Origin of the sequence: Flintibacter sp. HCN-6482 (assembly GCF_037892565.1) — a bacterium.
Lineage (GTDB): Bacteria > Bacillota > Clostridia > Oscillospirales > Oscillospiraceae > Lawsonibacter > Lawsonibacter aceti.
On the sequence record NZ_JBBKBK010000002.1, the window covers coordinates 481,548 to 502,648 of the forward strand.

The window sequence follows — 21,101 nt, forward strand, 5'->3', positions numbered from 1 at the left end:
GGAACAGTCCTCCTTACAGTCCAAACAGAGCGGCAGCGTCCGCCATATTTCGGATGATAGGGACGCCAAAGGGACAGCGATTCTCACAGGCGCCGCAGGCGATGCACGCCCCAGCGTGGCTGGGGAGACCCATATAATGCTCCCGCACCGTTTCCGGAATCTGGCCCTGCGCCTTGGCAAGATTGAAAAACTTGGTGACGGAGGCCACGTCAATCCCCTTAGGGCAGGGAGCGCAGTGACCGCAGTACATACAGTGTCCCTTCCAACTGATCTTAGGCAGGGAGGCAAAGGCGGCGGCATAGTCCTTTTCCTCTTCGCTGGCCTGCTCATAGTCCAAACAAACACGCAGTTCCTCCAGAGTTCGGGCCCCTGACATGACTGAGGCCACACCGGGGCGGGTCAGGGCATAGTGGAGGCACTGAAAGGGGGTAAGAGCCTTTCCGGCAGGGGAATACTGACTGAGCAGGTCGCCGCCCCCAAAAGCCTTCATCACGGTGATGCCCACTCCCTGCCTCTGGCAGCTCTCATAGAGGGCCTGGCGCTGTGGGTCCATGTTGACTAGGTCTTTTTCATAGTTTTTCTCCGCCCACAACTCCTCTACATCCTCGCTGGCGGGCTGCAGATCGTAGCAGGGATTGACACTGAACATGAGCACGTCGATAAGACCGCTGCCCACTGCCGCCTGGGCTACTTGGGGGTTGTGGCTGGACAGACCGATGCAGCCGATGCGGCCCGCCGCCTTCAGCTGCTGGGCATAGGCCATGACCGGCCCAGACTGGACCGCCTCCCAGTCAGAGAGAGAATCCACATAGTGGACCATGCCGATCTCCACATGGTCCGTTTCCAGGCGGTGGAGCTGATCCTCAAAGCTCTCGCGCACCTCGTCGATGTTCCTGGTCCGCTTGTATTGACCGTTCTTCCAGATGGTGCACAGGTGGGCCTGAAGGACAAACTTGTTGCGGCGCCCCCGGAGGGCGCGACCCAGGTTAGACCTCATATCCGGGTCAGGGGAGTAGAGGTCGATGCAGTTGATGCCGCTCTCCTCCATCTGGTCAATAAATTCCTTCACGGTTGTATAGGGCTTGTCTACCAGCCCCTCGCAGCCCATGCCGATCTCACTGACCCGAAGGCCAGTGCGGCCCAGTATGCGGTATTTCATGTTGTAGTTCTCCTGTTCTTTTATTTTGTAGCTGCCTGATCAATGCAGGTAAGGGCGTTGAGACTCCTAGGATAGCCAATATAGGGCAGACATTGGGAGATCACCCGGATTAGAAGGGGCTTATCATTTCCCAGCCGCAGATTAGCGGCGGCGTGGCTAGTGAGCTGAGGTTCACTGCCACCTTGGGCGGCCAGAAAGCAGAAGGTGATAAGCTCTCGGTCCCGGTAATCCAGCCCGCCGCGGGTATAATAATCGCCAAAGCAGTTGCCGGCCAGCCAGCGGTTGATGTGGCGGCTTTCCTGGGGCCCGCTATTTTGAAAGCCACGCATATGTGTCCCAAAAATATCCACTTGGGCCTGATTGCCTGCTTCCAGACGGCTGTCGGGATCAGTGGTGCCCTGCTCCTCCAGGGGCAGAGGGACACCGGCAGCGGTGAGAGCCTCATTGACGGCCTTCAAAAAAGGGAGCACCCGCCCCAGACCCAGATAGGCGGTTCCCTGGTAGACTAGTTCTTTCAGTTCCACTGGAGAGAGGCCGGAACGAAGAGCGGCAGGGGCCATGGCCTGAAAACAGTCTAGTCCCTGGCACCCCATGAGGGCAGCCAGAACAGTCAAAAAGTGGGTCCGGTCGTCTAGCTTTGTCTGGCTTGGTACCTCATCCAGCGCAAAATCCAGAAACAGACGGGTAAATTCTGGGTCGGAGTCAGCCAGGGGAGGCGGAAAATCTCCAAACATCCGAGTATAATTTTTTTGGGCGGTTTCAGACAGCGGCATAGGTGATCTCCTCCTTGTATTGCCATGAAGAACTGATTGTCAGGGCAGCAGGTCATACTGGCTCTGATCCACCGGCTCCAACCACTGATTGTAGGTATCCTGTCCAGGAACTTCTACCGCCAAGTGGACGAACCAACTGTTTTTGGCTGCGCCATGCCAGTGCTTGACGCCTGCGGGGATATGGACCACATCACCAGCATGGAGTTCTCTGGGTTCCTGGCCCCACTCCTGATACCAGCCCCGGCCTCCGGTACATAGCAGGATCTGACCACCACTCTGGGATGCTTGGTGGATGTGCCAGTTATTGCGGCAGCCTGGTTCAAAGGTGACGTTGCCGATGACTACGCCTTGGAGAGACAGTATGTTCAGATAGCTTCGTCCAACAAAATACTGGGCAAAGTCGGTGTTTTCCTCTCCGCGTGCGAAGATTACAGAATTAGACAAACCATGTTTCATTTGGCAGACCTCACAGTGTAGTTTGATCGCTCCTACTGTATACACTGGAGTATACTCCAAGTCAAGCGTTTTTTTAAAATATCCTAAAAAAGAGATTGACAATAGTCTGAATTCGGACTATACTAAAAAAGTCTGAATTCGGACCTTTGGAGGGAACTATGAAAGAGTTGACGTTTAGCCAATTCAATCGAGAGCTCAATCGTATGTATAAGGAATGTAACGAGTTTTATCACGCCTTGGCTAAACACTTCGGGCTGTCGGACAGCGCGTTCTGGATCCTCTATACATTGCGTGAGGAGGGACGGCCCCTGTCTGCCACTGATCTGGGGGGTGCGCTGTTTTTAAGCAAGCAGACCATACATTCCGGGGTGAGAAGTCTGGAGGAGCGGGGCTTGCTTAAGCTGAGAAGCTCGTCAGAGGATAAGCGCAACAAGGAGATCTGCTTAACGGAAAAGGGAGAGGCGTTTTCACAGGAAAGTGTGGACCAGGTAGTTGCCTTTGAGGAAAAGGCATTCCTGGACTTGGGAGCTGGAGAGCGCCTGTCCAGAATCCAAGCCGAGCGGCATTACCTGGACGCCCTGTGGGAAGCCGCACGCCCCCTTTTTAAACGGGAAGGCCCAGAGGGGATATGGGAAAGATGAAGATCAAATTATCGGATCATTTCACATATGGAAAGTTGCTGCGCTTTACATTCCCTTCCGTAGTGATGATGGTATTCACATCTCTTTACAGTGTGGTGGACGGTCTATTCGTTGCCAATTTGGTGGGGGATTTGGCCCTGTCGGCGGTTAATATCATCTTTCCAGTGGCGATGATTATTGGGGCCTTTGGCTTCATGCTGGGAACGGGTGGCAGCGCCATTGTGGCCAGGACGCTTGGGGAGAAGAAAAAGGAGCTGGCCGACCGCTACTTTTCTATGTTTATCCTCTGTGTGGCTATATTGGGGGCGGCCCTCTCAGTTGTGTGCGTGATATTGGTGGAGCCAATCTCACGGCTGGCCGGGGCCAGCGACCTTTTGATCGGGGACTGCGTCATTTATGGCCGCATCCTGCTGGCGGGCAGTGTGCCCTTTATGCTCCAGACTAGCTTTCAGAGTTTTCTTGTAGTAGCGGAGAAACCCCATGTGGGCCTGATGTTCTCAATAGCCTCCGGGCTGACCAACATCGTGTTGGACTATGTATTTATTGCGCTGTTTGATATGGGGATAGCCGGAGCGGGGCTTGCCACCGTGCTGGGATACTGTGTAGGTGGGCTGCTCCCCGTTGCCTGTTTCCTGAGGGGTGGAGAGAAGGAGCTCCGCCTGGTCCCTACCGCCCTCTATCCTAAAGCTCTGTGGGATGCTTGCATTAACGGATCCTCTGAGCTGATGAGCAATATATCTGCATCGGTAGTAGGGATTCTCTATAATATCCAGCTTATGCGCCTGGTAGGGGAGATGGGAGTGGCCGCTTACTCCGTGATGATGTATGTGGATTTCATATTTATTGCTGTTTTTCTGGGATACTCCATCGGCTGTGCCCCCGTCGTGAGTTACCACTTTGGCGCCGGAGATTCCGTAGAGCTGAAGGGAATCTGCCGAAGGAATCTAATGATGATTGGAATCACGTCGGCTGCGATGGTGGCAGTGTCTGAGCTGGCCAGCGCGCCCCTTGCCGCCGCCTTTGTGGGCTTCGATGCGGAGCTGTATAAGATGACAGTGCATGGATTCCGTCTGTTTGCGCTGTGTTATATTTTCTGCGGGCTGAATATCTACGCCTCCGCCTTTTTCACAGCCCTGTGCAACGGAGCGGTCTCCGCGTTTATCTCCTTTATGCGGTCCTTCCTCCTACGGGGAGGTATGGTATTGGTGATGCCATTGATCTTCGGTATCGACGGTATCTGGAGCGCTGTTGTGGCGGCGGAAGGCATAGGAGCGGTCATCTCCGTGACCCTGTTGCTGGCAAAGCGAAAGAGCTATGGGTATTGAATCAAAAAGAGGTGTGGATACCAAAAGATATCCACACCTCTTTTGATTATTACTATGGTTCGCGGAGCATCAGCAGAAAGGCAAGGGACAGGGGGAGACAGGCCAACAGGATCGAGCGTCCAGCCAACAGGTCGGTGCACAGGCCACCCACAAGAGCGCCCAACACAAAGAGGAGGATGACAGAGTAATAATCCTGGGCTCCACGGCCTGCCCGTTCCTCTCGAAGGAACAGGCAGCGATACAACTTCTCTGTGCCGCTGCGCAAGTTTCCAGTGCACATGGTGGTGGAAAATGGGTTGCCCTCAAATTTGCGGAAGCTCTCGATCTGCATGGCGCTGACAAAGGAGACAATCACGTTGGCCAGCCAATCCAGCGGTCCCACAGGCAAAAGGGAGACCAGAAGCAGCCCGCCGCACTCCACAACCAGCACCAACTGCCGCCAGTGGGGAAGGCCGGGCAGGGGAGTGAAGTGAGAGCGGAGCCACTCGGTCAGCAGGACGCCCAGGGCAAAGGACATGATAGGCCAGAGATAGTAGAGGGCGCGTCCCCAATTACGCTGTGCTAGCTGAATGCCCAGCAGTACCAGATTGCCTGTTTCTGCGTTGGCAAAGACCTGCCCCCGGCACAAGTAGGTGTAAGCGTCCATCATTCCACCGGCGAAGGCCAATAGTAGACCATTGGCAAGGGATTCAGAGGGTTGAATGTGCTTCATCGTTGACTCCCTTCTCTAGAGCAGGAAAATCGCGCCCCCTGACAGGGGCGCGATTTTAGTCCGCGGAGTGCTTACTCGGCCTTGGGGCCGGCGGCTACCAGGGCCTTGCCGGCCTCGTTGGTGGTGTATTTGGTGAAGTTCTTCACGAAGCGGGAAGCCAGATCCTTGGCCTTGGTCTCCCACTCGCTGGGATCGGAATAGGTGTCCCGAGGATCCAGAATAGCGGGGTCCACGCCAGGCAGGGAGGTGGGCACCTCGAAGTTGAAATAGGGGATGGTCTTGGTATCGGCCTTCAGAATAGAGCCGTCCAAAATGGCGTCGATGATACCGCGGGTGTCCTTGATGGAGATACGCTTGCCAGTGCCATTCCAGCCAGTGTTGACCAGGTAGGCCTTGGCGCCGGACTTCTTCATTTTCTTCACCAGCTCCTCACCGTACTTGGTGGGGTGAAGCTCCAGGAAGGCCTGGCCGAAGCAGGCGGAGAAGGTGGGAGTGGGTTCGGTGATGCCCCGCTCTGTGCCGGCCAGCTTGGAGGTGAAGCCGGACAGGAAGTAATACTGGGTCTGCTCCGGGGTCAGGATGGACACGGGGGGCAGCACACCGAAGGCGTCGGCGGACAGGAAGATGACGTTCTTGGCGTCGGGGCCCTTGGACTTGGGACGCACGATCTTCTCAATGTGGTCGATGGGGTAGGACACGCGGGTATTTTCGGTGACGGACTTATCCGCAAAGTCGATTTTGCCGTCCTTGTCAACGGTGACGTTCTCCAACAGGGCGTTGCGCTTGATGGCGTTGTAGATGTCAGGCTCGGCGTCCTTGTCCAGATTGATGACCTTGGCGTAGCAGCCGCCCTCGAAGTTGAACACACCTTCGTCGTCCCAGCCGTGCTCGTCATCGCCGATGAGCAGGCGCTTGGGATCGGTGGACAGAGTAGTCTTGCCAGTGCCGGACAGGCCGAAGAACAGGGCGGTATTTTCGCCGTTCATGTCGGTATTGGCGGAGCAGTGCATGGAGGCCATGCCGTTGAGGGGCAGGTAATAGTTCATCATGGAGAACATGCCCTTCTTCATCTCGCCGCCGTACCAGGTGTTCAGGATGACCTGCTCGCGCTCAGTGAGGTTGAAAATAGCGGCAGTCTCAGAGTTCAGGCCCAGCTCCTTATAGTTCTCCACCTTGGCCTTAGCGGCGTTATAGGAGATAAAATCAGGCTCAAAGTTCTCCAGCTCCTCAGCGGTGGGGGCGATGAACATGTTTTTAACAAAATGGGCCTGCCAGGCTACCTCCATGATGAAGCGGATGGCCATGCGGGAGTCGTGGTTGGTACCGCAGAACACGTCCATGACATACAGCTTCTTGTTGGACAGCTGCTGGATGGCCAGACGCTTGCACTCGTCCCAGGCCTCCTTGGAGGCGGGCTTGTTGTCGTTCTTGAACTCGTCAGAGGTCCACCACACGGTATCCCTGGAAACATCGTCCATGACGATGAACTTGTCCTTGGGGGAGCGGCCAGTGTAGATGCCAGTCATGACGTTAACGGCGTCCAGCTCAGTCAACTGGCCCACGTCATAGCCCTCCAGCCCGGGCTTCATCTCTTCCTCGAATAAGGTTTCATAGGAGGGATTGTGGAGGATCTCAGTGGTGCCGGTGATGCCATATTTGCTCAGATCAATAGTTGCCATGTTTGTGACCTCTTTTCTGAAATGATCTTCCTGCACAGGGCGGCAGGGAATAGCTTAAAATCGATATAATCATACACGCTGAAAGGAATAAAGTCAATGTTATTGGTGACGACAATTTAGTTATAGGTCTTATTGCTTTTTGGAAAATAAAGGAGCCCTTGCCCGAGCTAAGGCCTGATATCCCGCTGCCTTAGGGCCTTTGACAGGGCTGCGAACTGGGGAATGGACAGCCGTTCTCCCCGGATATCAGCGGGTAGGCCGCAGCTTAAGATGGCGCTTAATAGCTGTTCTTTGGAAAAATTAGAACGGAAGGTGCCGCTTAACCCATTTAGCAGGGTTTTTCTCCGCTGGGAGAAGGCGGCCTTTACCACGCGGAAGAAGTGGTCCGGGTCATCCACCTCATCGGGCGGATCCTTGGGAGTGAGACGGAGGACGGAGGAGGTCACCTTGGGTGCGGGGAGGAAACAGTCCGGGGGGACATCAAAAAGCAGTTCCGTCTCGGCGTGATACTGACAATAGACGGAAAAGGCGCCGTAATCTCCACTGCCCGGAGTGGCACAGATGCGCCGAGCCACCTCCCGCTGAATCATGATAGTGATCGAGGAGAAGCAGCCCGCATCCAGAAGGGCGGTGATGGCAGGAGTGGTAATGTTATAGGGCAGGTTGGCACAGGCGATGGGCTCCAGCCCCTGGAATCGCTCCCGGACCAGGGACGGAATGTCCAGCTTCAGGATATCACCGGAGACAATCTCCACATTGTCCCTGTCCCCCAGAGTTTCTGTCAGGATAGGGAGAAGGGAGCGGTCCAACTCCACGGAAACCACCTGGTCGGCCAGCAGGGACAACTCCCGGGTGAGAGGGCCGATGCCTGGACCGATTTCCAGCACCCCTTTACCGGAGCCGGCGCCAGAAGAACAGGCGATATCCCGCGGTACCCACGGCTGGATCAAAAAATTTTGTCCCATGGATTTGGAAAAACGGAAGCCGTGCCGGGCCAGCAGGGCTTTGATCTGGTCGATGTCGCACAGATTCATGATGTGCTCCTTCCTGGATCGATATTCTGAATTCCAATAAAAATATAAAAGGAAAGAGAGCCATAGTCAAGAGGCACAGGGGCTTGGAATAGAGACGTTTTTTGATCTGGAGCTCTATCCGAGAAAAAACGAGAAAAATTTTCGAAAAGGGGTTGACGGAACGAAAAAAACTGGTATAATACAATACGCTGTCGTTGTGACTGTCGACAGCAGGGAATGTAGTAGATTTCCCTTTCAGCTATGGAGTAGTATCGAAGTGGTCATAACGAGCACGACTGGAAATCGTGTAGCCGCTAACACGGCTCGAGGGTTCGAATCCCTCCTACTCCGCCAAGTTAAAAGCTACATTTTAGTCTTGGGAGTAAGACTGAAATGTAGCTTTTTCTATTGTAAAACCTCCGTGATATACTGCTGGTCAGTGGTATCATGGAGGTTTTGCTATGTCTGGCTATGTGATTGAGATTCCACAGGAGAAAGAGAACGGTTCTATCTGGAGTCAGCAATTAAGAGTCGCTGCTTATTGTCGGGTCAGCACCCCTTACGAAGAACAACAGCAAAGTTTGGAAAAGCAAATTGAGTACTTTACACGATACATCAAGAGAAATCCCTTTTGGAGGTTTGTCGCTGTGTATGCGGACAATGCCTCCGGGCTCCACGCGAAGAATCGGCCCGGATACCAAAAGATGCTGAGAGATTGTAGAAAAGGAAAAATCAATTTGATCCTTGTGAAATCTCTGAGCCGCTTCGGAAGAGATGCAAAAGAAACCATGACTACGATCAGGAGATTGAAGCAAATGGGTATTGGAGTGTATATTGAACTGGGCGGGATCCATACACTGACATCTCCGGACAGTGTCGTTGATCTGTATACCACGTTTAATCAAGCAGAGAGCCAGAACAAAAGCGACAATATCAAGTTCGGTTTGCGTCAGCGGATGAAAAGCGGGAAAACTATACTGAACCATTCTCAATTTCTTGGCTATACAAAAGGACCAGACGGTATATTGCGGGTGGTCCCGGAGGAGGCGGAGATCGTACGGAAGATATTTGATCTCTATGTGCAGGGGAACGGTGTACGGAAGATCAAACGCTACCTGGAAGAACACGGGATCAAAACCGTGACAGGGAAGAGGGAGTGGAGCACCTCCACCATCGATCGGATGTTGAGTAACGAGAAGTACATCGGGCAGGTGCTAATGCAGAAAAGCTATACGCCGGATTTCCTGACCGGAAAGCAAGTCAAAAACAATGGGCAGTTGGATATGTACCTGGTAGAGGATGCTCATGAGGCGATCATTGACCAGGAGACTTTTGATCGGGTACAGAAAATGAAAGGCCAAAGGAAACATATAGTCCAAATGGAACAAATACTTTGACAGAGTACCGATTCGGTAGGTCAGCGATTCTCTTTTTACAGAAATGATACGTTTTGGTAAATTATTTTCTCCGAAATGTATTGTAATAGAAAATGTGCCAAATCTGCTTAAAGCAAAAACCGAAAATGGTGACAAGGTTATTGATATAATTGTATCAGAGCTAGAAATGATCGGATATCATGTTGACTATGACATTTTGGAAGCAACTTCATTTGGAGTTCCTCAAATAAGAAAAAGATTGGTGGTAGTAGCCAGCAAATCTAAGTTGAACCAACCATTTCCTTTGCCTACTCACACATGCGAAGGTCAGAATACATCTTTACTAAAAACTCCAACATCTATTTGAAACTGTAAGGAACCACTTGACATCTGACTGGGAAGGCGGCATTAAATTTGGATTAGAGAGAGGATATTTAGTGTAATACAAATCTTACGTCGCTTTTCCGGATGTACGATATATAATTGACAGATAGTAGACGAGGGACGAGAGCTTCCATATTACGCCCTGTCTGCTGATAAAACCAGTCCTGCGCTTGCAGCTTCACGCCACGTAATCACAGCCCTGTTTTCCTGCCGCTTCAAACGCCTTTGCCCTCCCCGGCGGCAACGGCATTTTCACGGCAACGCCGACAGAGCGTATAACACACTACACTTTGCAAGAAGAGTCGTGTGCCAAGGGGCAAGCCCCTTTGGAAACTCCGGACAACAAAACAGGCGGTATGCTGCCCTCGGGAGCATACCGCCGTTTGTTGTCGGCAGCCCGTTTCACGGTCTGTGTTCGCCCTTTGTAAAGTTTGGCGTATCGCATTTATGGAGTATCTGAAAGGGAAGAGCAGCACAATGCTGTATGAGCAATTCGGCGAGTTGAAATACAAGTACCGGAACCGAGAATTTTGGTGCAGAGGGTGGTACTATGTGGATACAGTAGGGAAAAATGAGAGCCGAATTGCAGAGTACGTGAAGAGTCAGCTAAAAGAGGACGGGATGGGAGAGCAACTGAGAATCCCATGTAGCAGCCCGTTTACGGGCGGCAAGTAACAGATGGCAGACCGTAACGCGTTGCACGCGTCCGCGAGGAACAGAGGGCTATGCCTGCATAGTGACAACCACCATCGAAGCTGGTGGTTATGTGCATTATGCCTAGGGTAAAAAAGACGTCATCCGCCCGCTCACTTTGCTACTCCTTGCTTTAAATGGGGACAATTTTTATTTCCGGCCCGAACATCAGCCGGTCTGCTAACCTGTGAGAACGCTGTTTTTTCGATTGATATGGATTGAAAAACAGCGATGGTAATGGTATGATAAAACTGCTGTGAGATAAGGTCCTATCTGCCCTAAAGAGGACAGATGATATATGGGGCTTGGAGCAGCCCATTTGAAATGGAGGAGTTATTTATGAGGATTTATCAGTGCGCCGACTATTCGTCTATGAGCCGCAAGGCGGCCAGTATAATAGCCGCCCAGATCCAGCTAAAGCCGGACTGTGTCCTGGGTCTGGCCACCGGGTCCACGCCGGTCGGTGCCTATGAGCAACTGGTACGGTGGTATCAGGATGGGGAGTTGTCCTTTGCCGAGGTAAAGACGGCCAACCTGGATGAGTATTATGGCCTGGCCCCGGAGCACGACCAGAGCTACCGCTATTTTATGCAGAAAAACCTGTTCGACCATGTGGACATTAAGGCGGAGAATACCCATGTACCCAACGGGCTGGCCGGGGACCCTGAGAAAGAGGGGGCCGGATATGACCATATGATCCGGGCGCTGGGGGGGATTGACCTTCAACTGCTGGGCCTGGGCCATAATGGGCATATTGGCTTTAATGAGCCCGCGGACTGCTATCCCGTGGGGACCCACTTGGTAGACCTCGCCGCCAGTACAATCGAGGCGAATAAGCGATTTTTTGCCAGCGAAGCCGATGTGCCCCGGCAGGCCCTCACCATGGGTATCGGCACCATTATGAACGCCAGGAGCATCCTGCTGGTGGTCAATGGAGCCGCCAAGGCGGATATTGTGCGGGCTGCCTTCCAGGGGCCTGTGGTGCCTCAGGTCCCGGCCTCGGTGCTCCAACTGCATCCTAATGTAGTGCTGGTAGGGGACAGGGGAGCTTTAAGCAAGCTGGACCTGGAGAAGACAGAGCTGAAGTGAGGGACGGGATGTTTCCTTCCCTTATTACTTGTACTGTCTGCCACACCAGTGATAAGAGAGGATGCCAGCGCCTTCAACCTGATATCTAGTCTAACTGTCTCGGACCGCCCTCTGGGCGGCCCGAGCTTTTTCCAGATGAAGAAGTTGCACGAAAAAGCAGAAGCTGGTATAAAAATGTAAAAAAGGATAAAAAACCGCGATATTACTAAACAATACAGACAAAATACACAAGATTGAAGCTGGAAGTCTGGGCAATTTTGCCCTTGCGCCGCTCCTTTGAATTGGTTACAATATGGTAACAAAAGTAACAAGCGGTTGCTTTTGGTTGTCATAATTATGACAAAACCGTATCGAAAGGAGTGAAGACAATGATACGCAAGCTGTTTTCCGTGACGCTGTGCGCCTTTGCCTTGCTCCTCCTGATGGGTGCCAGCTCTGTTCCAGAGCAGACTGTGACCATCGTGGCAGAGGAGGGGAGCGTTCCCACCAATAGTGGTGTAACGCTTGAAACTGATAAGGTAAGTGATGAGGCGGTCCACGGGGCCGCCGGGGCCAGCCTGATCGAGTTGGCCGAGAATACAGATAGTAAGCTCCTGATTGACGGAGTGCCAGCGCCTAGCGACGTGGCCCGGATGCAGAAGGACGGTATCACCTATGTGTCTCTGGCTGGTATGGCTAAGGCTCTAGATGACACGGCTCAGGTCCAGTGGGATAGCGGGACCGGCGTGGCCACTGTGACTACCGCCAATTTGAATGTGACCGCCAAGGTCGGTCAACTGTATATGGTGGCCAATGGCCGTTATCTCTATCTGCCAGAGTCCGCACAGGTGGTGGAGGGCCGGCTCACGGTCCCGCTCTGGGCGGTGGCCGAGGCCTTTGACGCCAAGGTGGGCTGGGACAGTGCTACCGGGACCGTGACTGTTACACGGGGCAGTGGGGCGATCCAGTCCGGCGAAAGCTACTATGATCAGAACGATCTGTTCTGGCTCTCACGCCTGATCTATGCCGAGAGTGGCAACCAGCCTCTGGAGGGCCAGATGGCTGTGGGAAATGTGGTGCTCAACCGAGTGGCCAGTCCTATCTATCCCAACACCATCGAAGGGGTGCTGGCACAGAAAAACCAGTTTTCTACCTATCAATCCGGAAGCCTGGCCAAGCGTACCCCAAATGAATCCAGTGTCATCGCTGCCAAACTGGTGCTGGATGGCGGGGTGGTGGAGGAGACCAGAGGAGCCCTGTATTTTGATTCTAGCGTGGGTAGCTGGGCCTCTCGAAACCGCAACTGCATCGCCGTGATAGGCGGCCACAAATTTTATGACTGAGAAGACGGCCTGCGGGCCGTCTTTTTTATTTGTTCCAAGGAAATGGCGGGCACCATAGGCAGATGCTGAACAGACAAAATTGGGGCTTCCTTTTTTGTATATTCATGTATATAATATAGCTACCTTATTATGGCCACATTACGGCCTGTGGGAGGATACAAAACGATGACGAGAAGCAACGCCCGCGAGATCGCGGTACAGATGATATTTTCTCTGGGATTTGGAAATTTGAGTGCGGATGAGGTCCTCGACACCCAACTGACCCAGGAGAGATTTCAGGAGCTGGCGGAGGATATGCCCCTGTATTCCCAGTTCCCCAATGAGAAGCAGGCCCAGTACATACGGGACCTGGTCCGGGGGGTCTTTGCCCATGGTCCGGAGCTGGACGACTACATCAGCCGCTATGCCGTGGGCTGGTCCTTTTCCCGTATCCCCCGTATGGCGGCAGCTATTATGCGTACCGCTATGTATGAGGTCCTGTATATGGAGGAGATCCCCAACGCCGCTGCCATTAATGAGGCGGTGGAGATCGCCAAGAGCTATGAGTCTCAGGACGTGGTAGCCTTTATCAATGGGATCTTAGGCTCGTTTGTCCGGGCAGAGTTTGCCGACACCCCGCCAAAGCCGGAAAAAGCGGCCAGAGCGGACGACAAGGCGGAGGACTGAAATGGCGGTCCTTGCGCTGGATACCAGCAATTATACCACCTCAGTGGCTGTGTTTGACGGTCAGACCGGCTGCAACAGGAGCAAGCTGCTGGAAGTCAGACCGGGGGAGCTTGGCCTGAGGCAGAGTGACGCCCTGTTCCAACATGTGCGGGAGCTGCCCGGACTGTTTGAGCAGTTGGAGCGGCAGGGCCTGTTAGAGGGGATTGCCGCGGTAGGAGCCAGCACCCGTCCTAGAGAGGTGGAGGGCTCCTATATGCCATGCTTTCTGGCCGGGAGTTCTCAGGGGAGGGGTTTAGCCCACACTCTGGGCGTCCCATTTTTTGCCCATTCCCATCAACAGGGGCATCTGGCTGCCGCCGCCTGGTCCGCCGGACGGCTGGATCTGCTGGATGGCCCTTTTCTGGCTTGGCACCTGTCGGGCGGAACTACGGAGCTGCTGCGGGTGGAGCCGCAGGGCTGCTCGGTCAAAGGGGAGATCATCGGCGGTACCACCGATATCTCTGCTGGACAACTGATCGACCGTACTGGTGTGCTGCTGGGCCTGAACTTCCCGGCAGGGAAGGCACTGGACGAATTATACAGACAAACGGATGCCGGTCCGGGCTACCGGGTGAAGCTGGACGGTCTCCACTTCTCCCTGTCCGGAATGGAAAATCAGGTGAAAAAGCTGCTGGAGCGGGGGGAGAAACCGGCCGACATCGCCCGGTTCGCGCTGAATACTGTGTGTGATGTGGTTCACCGGGCCACAGTAGCAGCCCAGGACCAGTATCCCGGACTGCCTGTCCTGTGCTCCGGCGGTGTGGCCTCCAACCGCCATTTGCGCCATGTGCTCACAGAGTTCTGCCAGGCCATCTTTGCCCAGCCCCAGTTTGCCACAGACAACGCTATGGGGACAGCGATCCTTACCTGGCGGGCTTGGAGAGAGGGGGGACAGGTATGACGGGAGATCGTACCGTCCTGACCCCCAGCCAGGTAGGCGGATATCTGAAAAACCTTATGGACCGGGACCGGCTCCTGTCCTCGCTTCTGGTCCGGGGAGAACTGTCCAACTACAAGATGTATCCTTCGGGACACCACTACTTCACCCTGAAGGACAGTGAGGGCGCCCTGCGCTGTGTTATGTTCCGCGGCGACGCCCAGTCTCTTCGCTTCCGGCCGGAGAACGGGATGCAGGTGGTTGCCGCTGGCCGTATCACCGTATTCCCTCGGGACGGCCAGTACCAGATGTATTGTGTCCGCCTGACGCCTGATGGGGCGGGGGACCTGGCCATGGCCTTTGAACAGTTAAAGGAGCGCCTGCTGCGGGAGGGGCTGTTTGACCAGGAGCATAAGAGGCCAATCCCCAAATTTCCAAAGGTCATCGCGCTGGTGACTTCGCCAGCCGGGGCGGCGGTCCGGGATATGCTCCGAATCCTGGGTACCCGCTGGCCTATGGCCCAGGTGAAGGTACTGCCGGTCCGTGTCCAGGGCGAGGGCGCGGCCGAGGAGATCGCCGCCGCCATCCAGTGGGCCAACTGGAAGCGGGTGGCGGACCTGATTATCACGGGCCGAGGCGGCGGCTCTATGGAGGACTTGTGGGCCTTCAATGAGGAGATTGTGGCCCGGACTATCTATCAGTCGGAGATCCCGGTGATTTCTGCCGTGGGACATGAGCCGGATGTGACCATTGCCGACTTCGTGGCCGATTTGAGAGCCGCCACCCCTTCCAACGCCGCTGAATTGGCGGTACCCGATCAAAATGAGATCTATTCCACCCTGATGGGAGGGAAAGAGCGGCTGGAGGGAGGACTGCTCCACCGCCTAGCCCGATACCGGCAGCGGCTGGACCGCCTGGCTCAGAGCAGGACTATGACCGACCCCGCCTCCTATTTCCGGGACAAGCGGCTGCTGCTGGACTACCAGAGCAGCCGTCTGATTCACGGACTGGAGAGGAATGTTTCCGGACAGAGGGAGCGTGCGGCCAGGTTGGCGGCCTCTCTGGACGCAATGAGTCCTCTGAAGGTTTTGGGGCGTGGATACGCCATCGCGCAAAGAGAGGATGGCCATGTGCTGACCTCGGCGCAAGGAGCCGCTCCGGGTGACAGGCTCTCCCTGCGTCTGTCGGACGGCAGCTTGGAATGCCGTGTAGAAGAAAGGATAGGTGTGCCCGATGGCAGGAAATAAGAAATTGGATTTTGAGGCTTCTATGGCTCGGCTGGAGGAGATTGTAGCCCTCCTTGAGCGGGGAGAGGCTCCGCTGGAGCAGGCGATGGCCCTCTTTGAAGAGGGAGCTAAACTGCTGCGGGAGTGTACTGCCCAGTTGGACAAGGCGGAGCAGAAGGTGAGCCTGCTGATTGCGGGTGAGGACGGACAGCCACAGGAGCGGCCTTTCGCACGGGAGGAGTAAGGGAAAATGAACTACCAGCAGCAGATGGACCGGGCCTATGCCCTAACAGAAGAATACCTTGCCTCCTGCTTCCAGGGGGAGGGGTTGGAAAAGGCCATGCGATATAGCCTCATGGCCGGAGGAAAGCGGATCCGCCCTATCCTGACCATGCTGTTCTGTCAGGCAGCCGGCGGTGAGCTGGAGGAGGGATTGGAGTTTGGTTGCGGGGTAGAGATGCTCCATACCTATTCCCTCATCCACGATGACCTGCCCTGTATGGACAACGATGACCTGCGGCGGGGGAAGCCCACCTGCCATAAGGTATTTGGCGAGTGTGTAGCCACCTTGGCCGGGGATGCCCTTCAGGCGGCTGCCTTCCGTACTGTGCTGTTTGCGAAGGGGCCCTGGTCAGGTGAGGGAGCGGCAGCTCCTGCCCTGGCCGCCGGTGTGCTGGCCGAGGCGGCAGGCGTGCAGGGGATGTGCGGCGGCCAGTACTGGGATACCATTGGGGATGGACAGCCCCACAGTTTGGAGGACTTGACGGCCATCCATGACAAAAAGACCGGCGCCCTGCTGCGGGCCGCCTGTGTCATGGGGGTTCTGGCCTGCTCCGGCCATAGAGAGGTAGATGACAGCTGTATTGACGCGGCCAGGGAGTATGCCACCCATCTGGGGCTGGCCTTCCAGATCCGGGACGATGTGCTGGATGCCACCTCCACCACAGAGGAGCTGGGTAAGCCGGTGGGATCGGACAGCGCCAACGGCAAGACCACCTATGTGACACTGCTGGGGGTGGAGGGCTGCCGGGAGCAGGTGGTAGAGCATACCCGCTTGGCGAAAGAGGCTTTGGAGCGGGGCGGATGGCGCGGCAGCATCGGCTGTCTGTGCTGGTTGGCGGATCATCTGGCCCAGAGAAGCAACTAAGGGCGATTTAAGAGCAGGGGGGACAGGCATGGAGCATTATCAGGGCTTCCTCACTGGGAATTTGATGTTGGATCTGGCCATTACAGCTTGGTTCGCTGCCCAGATGATCAAGGTGTTGACCGATCTGGCTATCCGGCGTAAATCCAGCCTGAGCGCGCTTATTAGCAGCGGTGGGATGCCAAGCTCCCATTCGGCCTTTGTGTGCGCGCTGGCGGTGTCTATGGGCATCGCCTACGGCTGGCATAGTCCATTGTTCGCTCTGGCCGCTGGCCTGGCGGCAGTGGTGATGTATGACGCTTTCAATGTGCGCTGGTCCACTGGCGAGCAGGCCAAGGCACTCAACCAGCTGCTCGGCAGCCTGGAGGACCTCCCTCCTGACCTGAAGGGCCGCCGGCTGAAGGAGGCACTGGGGCACACGCCGTTCCAGGTGTTGATGGGTGCCCTGCTGGGTATCTCGGTGGGGCTTCTGACCCTGCTTTGGAAATAAGCGCCGCCCCGGTCTACAAGATCCGGGACGCGGGAGCGAAGGAGTCGCATAGGATTGAACAGAGAACAAAACGGTCCGCGCAGACCGCTGTTGGCGGATCTGACAGACAGGGAGGGCGAGGCCCTCTGTGCTCAACTGCGCCAGGAATTGGTGGAGGAGGTATCCAAGACAGGAGGGCATCTGGCCTCCAACCTGGGTGCGGTGGAGCTGACAGTGGCCATCCATCGGGTATTTGATACCGCCCGGGACCGGCTGGTATTCGACGTGGGGCACCAGTGCTATCCCCACAAGATGATTACCGGCCGGAGGGAGGCGATGTCCACTCTGCGCCAGTACGGCGGCATTGCTGGCTTTCCAAAGCCGGGGGAGAGCGGCCACGACGCCTTTATCGCCGGCCATGCCTCCAACTCGGTGGCGGTGGCGCTGGGTATGGCTCGGGCCAGAACAGCGATGAAGGAGGACTATAAGGTACTGGCTCTGATCGGTGACGGGGCCCTGACAGGCGGATTGGCCTACGAGGGGCTGTCCAACGCCGGGGAGTGCGGCCAGCAGCTTCTGGTCATCCTCAACGACAACGGGATGTCCATTACCGCCAACGTAGGCGGGGTGGCGGAGCATCTGGCTCAACAGCGGTTAAAGCCCCAGTACCTGACCTTTAAGAAACACTACCGCCGCATCATGGGGAAGACCTGGGTGGGGCAGCGGATATACCAATTTACCCACCGGGTCAAGAAGGCGCTGAAGCAGAGCCTTCTGCCGTGCAGTATGTTTGAGAATATGGGATTTACCTATCTTGGTCCGGTAGACGGGCATGACCTGCCAAAGCTGACCAGGATTCTTCAATATGCCAGGGAACTGAATGAGCCGGTCCTGCTCCATGTGAGGACCGTCAAGGGAAAGGGGTATCTGCCCGCTGAGGAGAATCCGGACGCCTTCCATGGAGTTGGGCCCTTTGATCCCATGACCGGCCTGATGAAAAAGGTGGGCGGCGACAATTTCTCTGCTGTGTTCGGCAGAAAACTCACTCAAATGGGACGGGAGCACCCGGAGATATGCGGCCTGACAGCCGCTATGATGGGGGGCACCGGCCTGGAGGAATTTGCCAGGGCCTTCCCGGACCGGTTCTTTGACGTTGGGATCGCCGAAGGCTGCGCCGTTTCCATGGCAGCCGGAATGGCCAAGGAGGGGGCGATACCCGTGTTTGGAGTGTACTCCACCTTTCTCCAGCGGTCCTACGATATGCTGATCCACGATGTGGCCATTGACCACCTCCATGTGGTGCTGGGCGTGGATCGGGCCGGACTGGTGGGAGAGGACGGGGAGACCCACCATGGCGTCTTTGATGTGGCCTATCTGGATAGCGTCCCGGGGATGACAGTCTTTGCGCCCTCCAGCTTCCAGGAGCTGGAGGAGATGCTGGAGCGGGCCGTGCTGGAAATCAAGGGGCCGGTAGCTGTCCGTTATCCACGTGGCGGCGAGGGGATGTATACGGGCAGTTCAGGCAGCGGGCCTGCTGTACTGCTAAGGGAGGGGAGAGATCTTACCCTGGCGGGCTACGGCATCCAGATCAACGATCTGCTGGAGGCGGCTGACCTTCTGTCCAAAGAGGGGATCGAGGCCCAGGTGGTCAAGCTGAACCAGATTACCCCTCTCCCGACTGAGCTTGTAGCCGACTGCGTCCGTCAGACTGGAGCCCTGCTGGTAGCCGAGGACTGCGTGGCCAGTGGCAGCGTGGGACAGCGTTTGGCCGCGGCGCTGGAGGAGAAGCAGATCCCGGCCAGGATATATCGGATCGACTGCGGACAGGAATTTGTGCCCCACGGGGCAGTCCGGCTGCTGAAGCGGGACCTGAATTTGGACGGGCCTGGAATCGCCCGACGGGCCATGGAGGTGCTGGGCTGTGTCAAATAAAAAGCGACTGGATGTAGCCATGACAGAGCAGGGGTTAGCGGAGAGCCGTCAGAAGGCCCAGGCGGTCATCATGGCCGGACAGGTCTATGTAGATGGACAGAAGGTGGACAAGGCTGGAGCGCCTGTGGGTGAGAGTGCCCGCATCGAGGTCCGGGGCAAGACGATGCCCTATGTGAGCCGGGGCGGTCTGAAGCTGGAAAAGGCCATGGCCTGCTGGCCGATTTGTCTGGAGGGGGCAGTCTGTGCCGATATCGGCGCTTCCACAGGAGGATTTACCGATTGTATGCTCCAAAACGGGGCGGCTAAGGTATTCGCGGTGGATGTGGGCTATAACCAGCTGGACTGGCGGCTCAGGACTCATCCAAAGGTCGTCTGCATGGAGCGCACCAATGCCCGATACCTGACAGTGGAGCAGATCCCTCAGCCTTTGGATTTTTTCTCAGTCGATGTGTCTTTTATTTCCCTGAATCTGATCCTGCCCGCTCTACGGCCCCTGATGGCTCCAGGCGGAGAGGGCGTCTGCCTGGTGAAGCCCCAGTTTGAGGCAGGGAAGGACAAGGTTGGGAAGAAAGGCGTGGTTCGGGACCCGGAGGTCCATCTGGAGGTATTGAGCCAGTTTTTGATTCACGCCGAAAATGCGGATTTTACTGTAAAGGATATTACCTTCTCACCGATAAAGGGTCCGGAGGGAAACATCGAGTACCTGGGTCATCTGCGTGCCGGAGCCGGCGTGCCCTATGGGGGGGACCTGTGGGAGCTGGTCCAGCGATCTCACAACGTGTGGAAGGAGGGGCGGGAATGAAAGTTATCCTCAGCTCAAATCCATACCGAGACCGGGGTCTGAAGGCCGCGCTGGAGGCACAGCGCATTTTGGAACGATCTGGTGCCCAGACGGCGCTCTGCCTGCCCTTCGTCCCGAAGAAGGGGGACCGGGTCGATGTGCCGCGCCAGTTGACACTGTCCTCTCTGGAGCGGGAGCTGCCCAGTGCGGATCTTCTGATCTGCTTCGGAGGAGACGGTACCATCCTCCATGCGGCCAGGGACGCCACGCTTCACGATGTGCCGATTCTGGGGGTCAATATGGGCAGCGTGGGCTTTATGGCGGAACTGGAGCGGTCCGAGCTCCCTCTGTTGGCTCCGCTGGCCCAGGGAAACTTTTCTATCGAGGAGCGGATGATGCTGGATGTCCAGGTAGTGCGGGGGGGAAAAATTATCAGCCAGGACTTGGCGCTGAACGACGCTGTGGTGTTCAAGGGCTCCATGGCGCGGGTGGCGGAGGTGGAGGTGTGGGCCGACCAGGTCCAGGTGAGCAGCATCATGGGGGACGGCGTCATCGTGGCCACCCCAACGGGGTCTACGGCTTACTCCATGTCCGCCGGAGGCCCCATTGTAGAACCTACCTCTCGAAGCATCATCATCACTCCGGTGTGTGCCCACCAACTGGCTGCCCGTGCGATGGTACTCTCTCCGGAACGGACGGTGAGCGTTACCCTGCCCCGGGGAACCCGCAAGCATTTGTACCTGTCAGTGGATGGAGGCAAAGCAATCCGACTATCAGGCAGCGACAGAGTGGAAGTCCGGCGGTCTACCCACTGCACCAAGCTGGTCCAACTGGCTGGCCGGAGCTTTTATCAGGTCATTAACCAGAAGCTGGGAGGATTCACAAAGTGAAAAATTTGCGTCAGGCTGAAATATTAAATATCGTACAGTCGGTGGATATAGAGACACAGGAGCAGATGCTGGAGGAGCTGAAGGCCCGAGGCATCTCGGCCACCCAGGCCACGATCTCCAGGGACATCAAGGAACTTCGGCTGGTCAAGGTTTTGACCGGAAAAGGTGCGTACCGCTACGCCCCTAGCGAGCGGAAGGGCGCTGTTACTTCTGACACCAGGCTGCGCAATATTTTCAAAGAAGGGGTCATCTCGGTGGATGTGGCCCAGAATATCGTAGTGGTCAAGACGATGCCGGGACTGGCCTCAGCTGCCTGTTCCGCTCTGGACAATATGGAGATTCCTGGAATCGTCGGCAGTCTGGCAGGGGATGACACAGGCATTTTGATCATGCGCGACAGCGCTGCCGCCCAGTCCTTTAACAGCGAGGTTCACAAGCTGCTGAAGTAATTTGAT

At 55.9% G+C, this 21,101-nt stretch carries 21 protein-coding genes, 1 tRNA gene and 2 pseudogenes; 18 read left to right on the forward strand and 6 right to left on the reverse strand.

Annotated features, from left to right (window positions below; all coding sequences use genetic code 11):
• Positions 1 to 13: 13 nt before the first annotated feature.
• Genes WKS99_RS07300 through WKS99_RS07310 form a run of 3 tightly spaced genes read right to left on the reverse strand, consistent with a single transcriptional unit; the run spans position 14 to position 2,388 of the window.
• Complete coding sequence (locus tag WKS99_RS07300; RefSeq protein WP_147571189.1) at positions 14 to 1,159, reverse strand: aldo/keto reductase; 1,146 nt, start codon at positions 1,157 to 1,159, stop codon at positions 14 to 16.
• Between the two features lie 20 nt (positions 1,160 to 1,179).
• Complete coding sequence (locus WKS99_RS07305) at positions 1,180 to 1,932, reverse strand: carboxymuconolactone decarboxylase family protein (RefSeq protein ID WP_340405659.1); 753 nt, start codon at positions 1,930 to 1,932, stop codon at positions 1,180 to 1,182.
• A gap of 39 nt (positions 1,933 to 1,971) precedes the next feature.
• On the reverse strand, positions 1,972 to 2,388 hold the full coding sequence (locus tag WKS99_RS07310) for a cupin domain-containing protein (protein ID WP_147571187.1): 417 nt from the start codon (positions 2,386 to 2,388) through the stop codon (positions 1,972 to 1,974).
• Between the two features lie 158 nt (positions 2,389 to 2,546).
• Between WKS99_RS07310 and WKS99_RS07315 the strand changes: the two genes are divergently transcribed.
• Complete coding sequence (locus tag WKS99_RS07315) at positions 2,547 to 3,029, forward strand: MarR family winged helix-turn-helix transcriptional regulator (protein WP_340405660.1); 483 nt, start codon at positions 2,547 to 2,549, stop codon at positions 3,027 to 3,029.
• Entirely contained in the window at positions 3,026 to 4,354 is a 1,329-nt protein-coding gene (locus WKS99_RS07320; protein WP_186852481.1) for an MATE family efflux transporter, read from the forward strand. Before WKS99_RS07315 ends, WKS99_RS07320 begins: the two co-directional genes overlap by 4 nt.
• A 52-nt stretch (positions 4,355 to 4,406) precedes the next feature.
• Here WKS99_RS07320 and WKS99_RS07325 read toward each other — a convergent pair whose 3' ends face one another.
• The 3 genes from WKS99_RS07325 to rsmA all read right to left on the reverse strand — a co-directional run bounded on the left by WKS99_RS07325 (position 4,407) and on the right by rsmA (position 7,779).
• Complete coding sequence (locus tag WKS99_RS07325; RefSeq protein ID WP_147571184.1) at positions 4,407 to 5,066, reverse strand: YoaK family protein; 660 nt, start codon at positions 5,064 to 5,066, stop codon at positions 4,407 to 4,409.
• A 71-nt stretch (positions 5,067 to 5,137) separates the two neighbouring features.
• A complete protein-coding gene (pckA, locus tag WKS99_RS07330) occupies positions 5,138 to 6,745 on the reverse strand; it encodes a phosphoenolpyruvate carboxykinase (ATP) (protein WP_147571183.1) in 1,608 nt (535 codons plus the stop codon).
• A 167-nt stretch (positions 6,746 to 6,912) separates the two neighbouring features.
• A complete protein-coding gene (gene rsmA, locus WKS99_RS07335; protein WP_340405661.1) occupies positions 6,913 to 7,779 on the reverse strand; it encodes a 16S rRNA (adenine(1518)-N(6)/adenine(1519)-N(6))-dimethyltransferase RsmA in 867 nt (288 codons plus the stop codon).
• Between the two features lie 242 nt (positions 7,780 to 8,021).
• Here rsmA and WKS99_RS07340 point away from each other — a divergent pair.
• The 16 genes and pseudogenes from WKS99_RS07340 (at position 8,022) to WKS99_RS07410 (ending at position 21,095) form a co-directional block, all read left to right on the forward strand.
• Positions 8,022 to 8,112 (forward strand) — tRNA-Ser (locus WKS99_RS07340).
• Between the two features lie 107 nt (positions 8,113 to 8,219).
• The gene (locus WKS99_RS07345; RefSeq protein ID WP_340405662.1) at positions 8,220 to 9,155 is read left to right on the forward strand and encodes a recombinase family protein; all 936 of its coding nucleotides are present in this window, start codon (positions 8,220 to 8,222) and stop codon (positions 9,153 to 9,155) included.
• A 37-nt stretch (positions 9,156 to 9,192) separates the two neighbouring features.
• Positions 9,193 to 9,501, forward strand: a pseudogene (locus tag WKS99_RS13490) (DNA cytosine methyltransferase); the annotation flags it as partial.
• Positions 9,502 to 9,962: 461 nt separating this feature from the next.
• Positions 9,963 to 10,193, forward strand: a pseudogene (locus WKS99_RS07350) (transposase); the annotation flags it as partial.
• Positions 10,194 to 10,550: 357 nt separating this feature from the next.
• Positions 10,551 to 11,300, forward strand: a complete 750-nt coding sequence (gene nagB / locus WKS99_RS07355) for a glucosamine-6-phosphate deaminase (RefSeq protein ID WP_186852486.1) — start codon at positions 10,551 to 10,553, stop codon at positions 11,298 to 11,300.
• A gap of 368 nt (positions 11,301 to 11,668) precedes the next feature.
• Entirely contained in the window at positions 11,669 to 12,622 is a 954-nt protein-coding gene (locus WKS99_RS07360; RefSeq protein ID WP_186852487.1) for a cell wall hydrolase, read from the forward strand.
• A 165-nt stretch (positions 12,623 to 12,787) separates the two neighbouring features.
• Positions 12,788 to 13,288 (forward strand): transcription antitermination factor NusB, encoded by a 501-nt coding sequence (gene nusB / locus WKS99_RS07365; RefSeq protein WP_147572201.1) that lies wholly within the window; start codon positions 12,788 to 12,790, stop codon positions 13,286 to 13,288.
• 1 nt (position 13,289) lies between these two features.
• Entirely contained in the window at positions 13,290 to 14,228 is a 939-nt protein-coding gene (locus tag WKS99_RS07370; protein WP_240287808.1) for a Kae1-like domain-containing protein, read from the forward strand.
• Positions 14,225 to 15,451: an exodeoxyribonuclease VII large subunit gene (xseA, locus tag WKS99_RS07375; RefSeq protein ID WP_240287806.1), complete on the forward strand. Its 1,227-nt coding sequence runs from the start codon at positions 14,225 to 14,227 to the stop codon at positions 15,449 to 15,451. Before WKS99_RS07370 ends, xseA begins: the two co-directional genes overlap by 4 nt.
• Before the next feature lie 4 nt (positions 15,452 to 15,455).
• Entirely contained in the window at positions 15,456 to 15,674 is a 219-nt protein-coding gene (gene xseB / locus WKS99_RS07380) for an exodeoxyribonuclease VII small subunit (RefSeq protein WP_340405663.1), read from the forward strand.
• Between the two features lie 6 nt (positions 15,675 to 15,680).
• On the forward strand, positions 15,681 to 16,577 hold the full coding sequence (locus WKS99_RS07385; RefSeq protein ID WP_186852490.1) for a polyprenyl synthetase family protein: 897 nt from the start codon (positions 15,681 to 15,683) through the stop codon (positions 16,575 to 16,577).
• 28 nt (positions 16,578 to 16,605) lie between these two features.
• Complete coding sequence (locus WKS99_RS07390) at positions 16,606 to 17,064, forward strand: divergent PAP2 family protein (protein WP_186852491.1); 459 nt, start codon at positions 16,606 to 16,608, stop codon at positions 17,062 to 17,064.
• Positions 17,065 to 17,118: 54 nt separating this feature from the next.
• Positions 17,119 to 18,975 carry a 1-deoxy-D-xylulose-5-phosphate synthase gene (dxs, locus tag WKS99_RS07395; protein ID WP_340405664.1) on the forward strand — a complete coding sequence of 619 codons (1,857 nt, stop codon included), beginning with the start codon at positions 17,119 to 17,121 and terminating at the stop codon, positions 18,973 to 18,975.
• Positions 18,965 to 19,777 carry a TlyA family RNA methyltransferase gene (locus WKS99_RS07400; RefSeq protein ID WP_340405665.1) on the forward strand — a complete coding sequence of 271 codons (813 nt, stop codon included), beginning with the start codon at positions 18,965 to 18,967 and terminating at the stop codon, positions 19,775 to 19,777. The genes dxs and WKS99_RS07400 overlap by 11 nt, the downstream gene beginning before the upstream one ends.
• The gene (locus tag WKS99_RS07405) at positions 19,774 to 20,646 is read left to right on the forward strand and encodes an NAD(+)/NADH kinase (RefSeq protein ID WP_147572208.1); all 873 of its coding nucleotides are present in this window, start codon (positions 19,774 to 19,776) and stop codon (positions 20,644 to 20,646) included. Before WKS99_RS07400 ends, WKS99_RS07405 begins: the two co-directional genes overlap by 4 nt.
• Entirely contained in the window at positions 20,643 to 21,095 is a 453-nt protein-coding gene (locus tag WKS99_RS07410; RefSeq protein ID WP_340405666.1) for an arginine repressor, read from the forward strand. Before WKS99_RS07405 ends, WKS99_RS07410 begins: the two co-directional genes overlap by 4 nt.
• Positions 21,096 to 21,101 lie beyond the last annotated feature (6 nt).

Coding starts and splice junctions, on each gene's coding strand:
- WKS99_RS07315 (WP_340405660.1), top strand. CDS start 2,547: ATGAAAGAGTTGACGTTTAGCCAATTCAATCGAGAGCTCAATCGTATG.
- rsmA (WP_340405661.1), bottom strand. CDS start 7,779: ATGAATCTGTGCGACATCGACCAGATCAAAGCCCTGCTGGCCCGGCAC.
- WKS99_RS07345 (WP_340405662.1), top strand. CDS start 8,220: ATGTCTGGCTATGTGATTGAGATTCCACAGGAGAAAGAGAACGGTTCT.
- nagB (WP_186852486.1), top strand. CDS start 10,551: ATGAGGATTTATCAGTGCGCCGACTATTCGTCTATGAGCCGCAAGGCG.
- xseA (WP_240287806.1), top strand. CDS start 14,225: ATGACGGGAGATCGTACCGTCCTGACCCCCAGCCAGGTAGGCGGATAT.
- WKS99_RS07360 (WP_186852487.1), top strand. CDS start 11,669: ATGATACGCAAGCTGTTTTCCGTGACGCTGTGCGCCTTTGCCTTGCTC.
- WKS99_RS07320 (WP_186852481.1), top strand. CDS start 3,026: ATGAAGATCAAATTATCGGATCATTTCACATATGGAAAGTTGCTGCGC.
- WKS99_RS07385 (WP_186852490.1), top strand. CDS start 15,681: ATGAACTACCAGCAGCAGATGGACCGGGCCTATGCCCTAACAGAAGAA.
- pckA (WP_147571183.1), bottom strand. CDS start 6,745: ATGGCAACTATTGATCTGAGCAAATATGGCATCACCGGCACCACTGAG.
- WKS99_RS07310 (WP_147571187.1), bottom strand. CDS start 2,388: ATGAAACATGGTTTGTCTAATTCTGTAATCTTCGCACGCGGAGAGGAA.
- WKS99_RS07390 (WP_186852491.1), top strand. CDS start 16,606: ATGGAGCATTATCAGGGCTTCCTCACTGGGAATTTGATGTTGGATCTG.
- WKS99_RS07305 (WP_340405659.1), bottom strand. CDS start 1,932: ATGCCGCTGTCTGAAACCGCCCAAAAAAATTATACTCGGATGTTTGGA.
- WKS99_RS07370 (WP_240287808.1), top strand. CDS start 13,290: ATGGCGGTCCTTGCGCTGGATACCAGCAATTATACCACCTCAGTGGCT.
- nusB (WP_147572201.1), top strand. CDS start 12,788: ATGACGAGAAGCAACGCCCGCGAGATCGCGGTACAGATGATATTTTCT.
- WKS99_RS07405 (WP_147572208.1), top strand. CDS start 19,774: ATGAAAGTTATCCTCAGCTCAAATCCATACCGAGACCGGGGTCTGAAG.
- WKS99_RS07300 (WP_147571189.1), bottom strand. CDS start 1,159: ATGAAATACCGCATACTGGGCCGCACTGGCCTTCGGGTCAGTGAGATC.
- WKS99_RS07325 (WP_147571184.1), bottom strand. CDS start 5,066: ATGAAGCACATTCAACCCTCTGAATCCCTTGCCAATGGTCTACTATTG.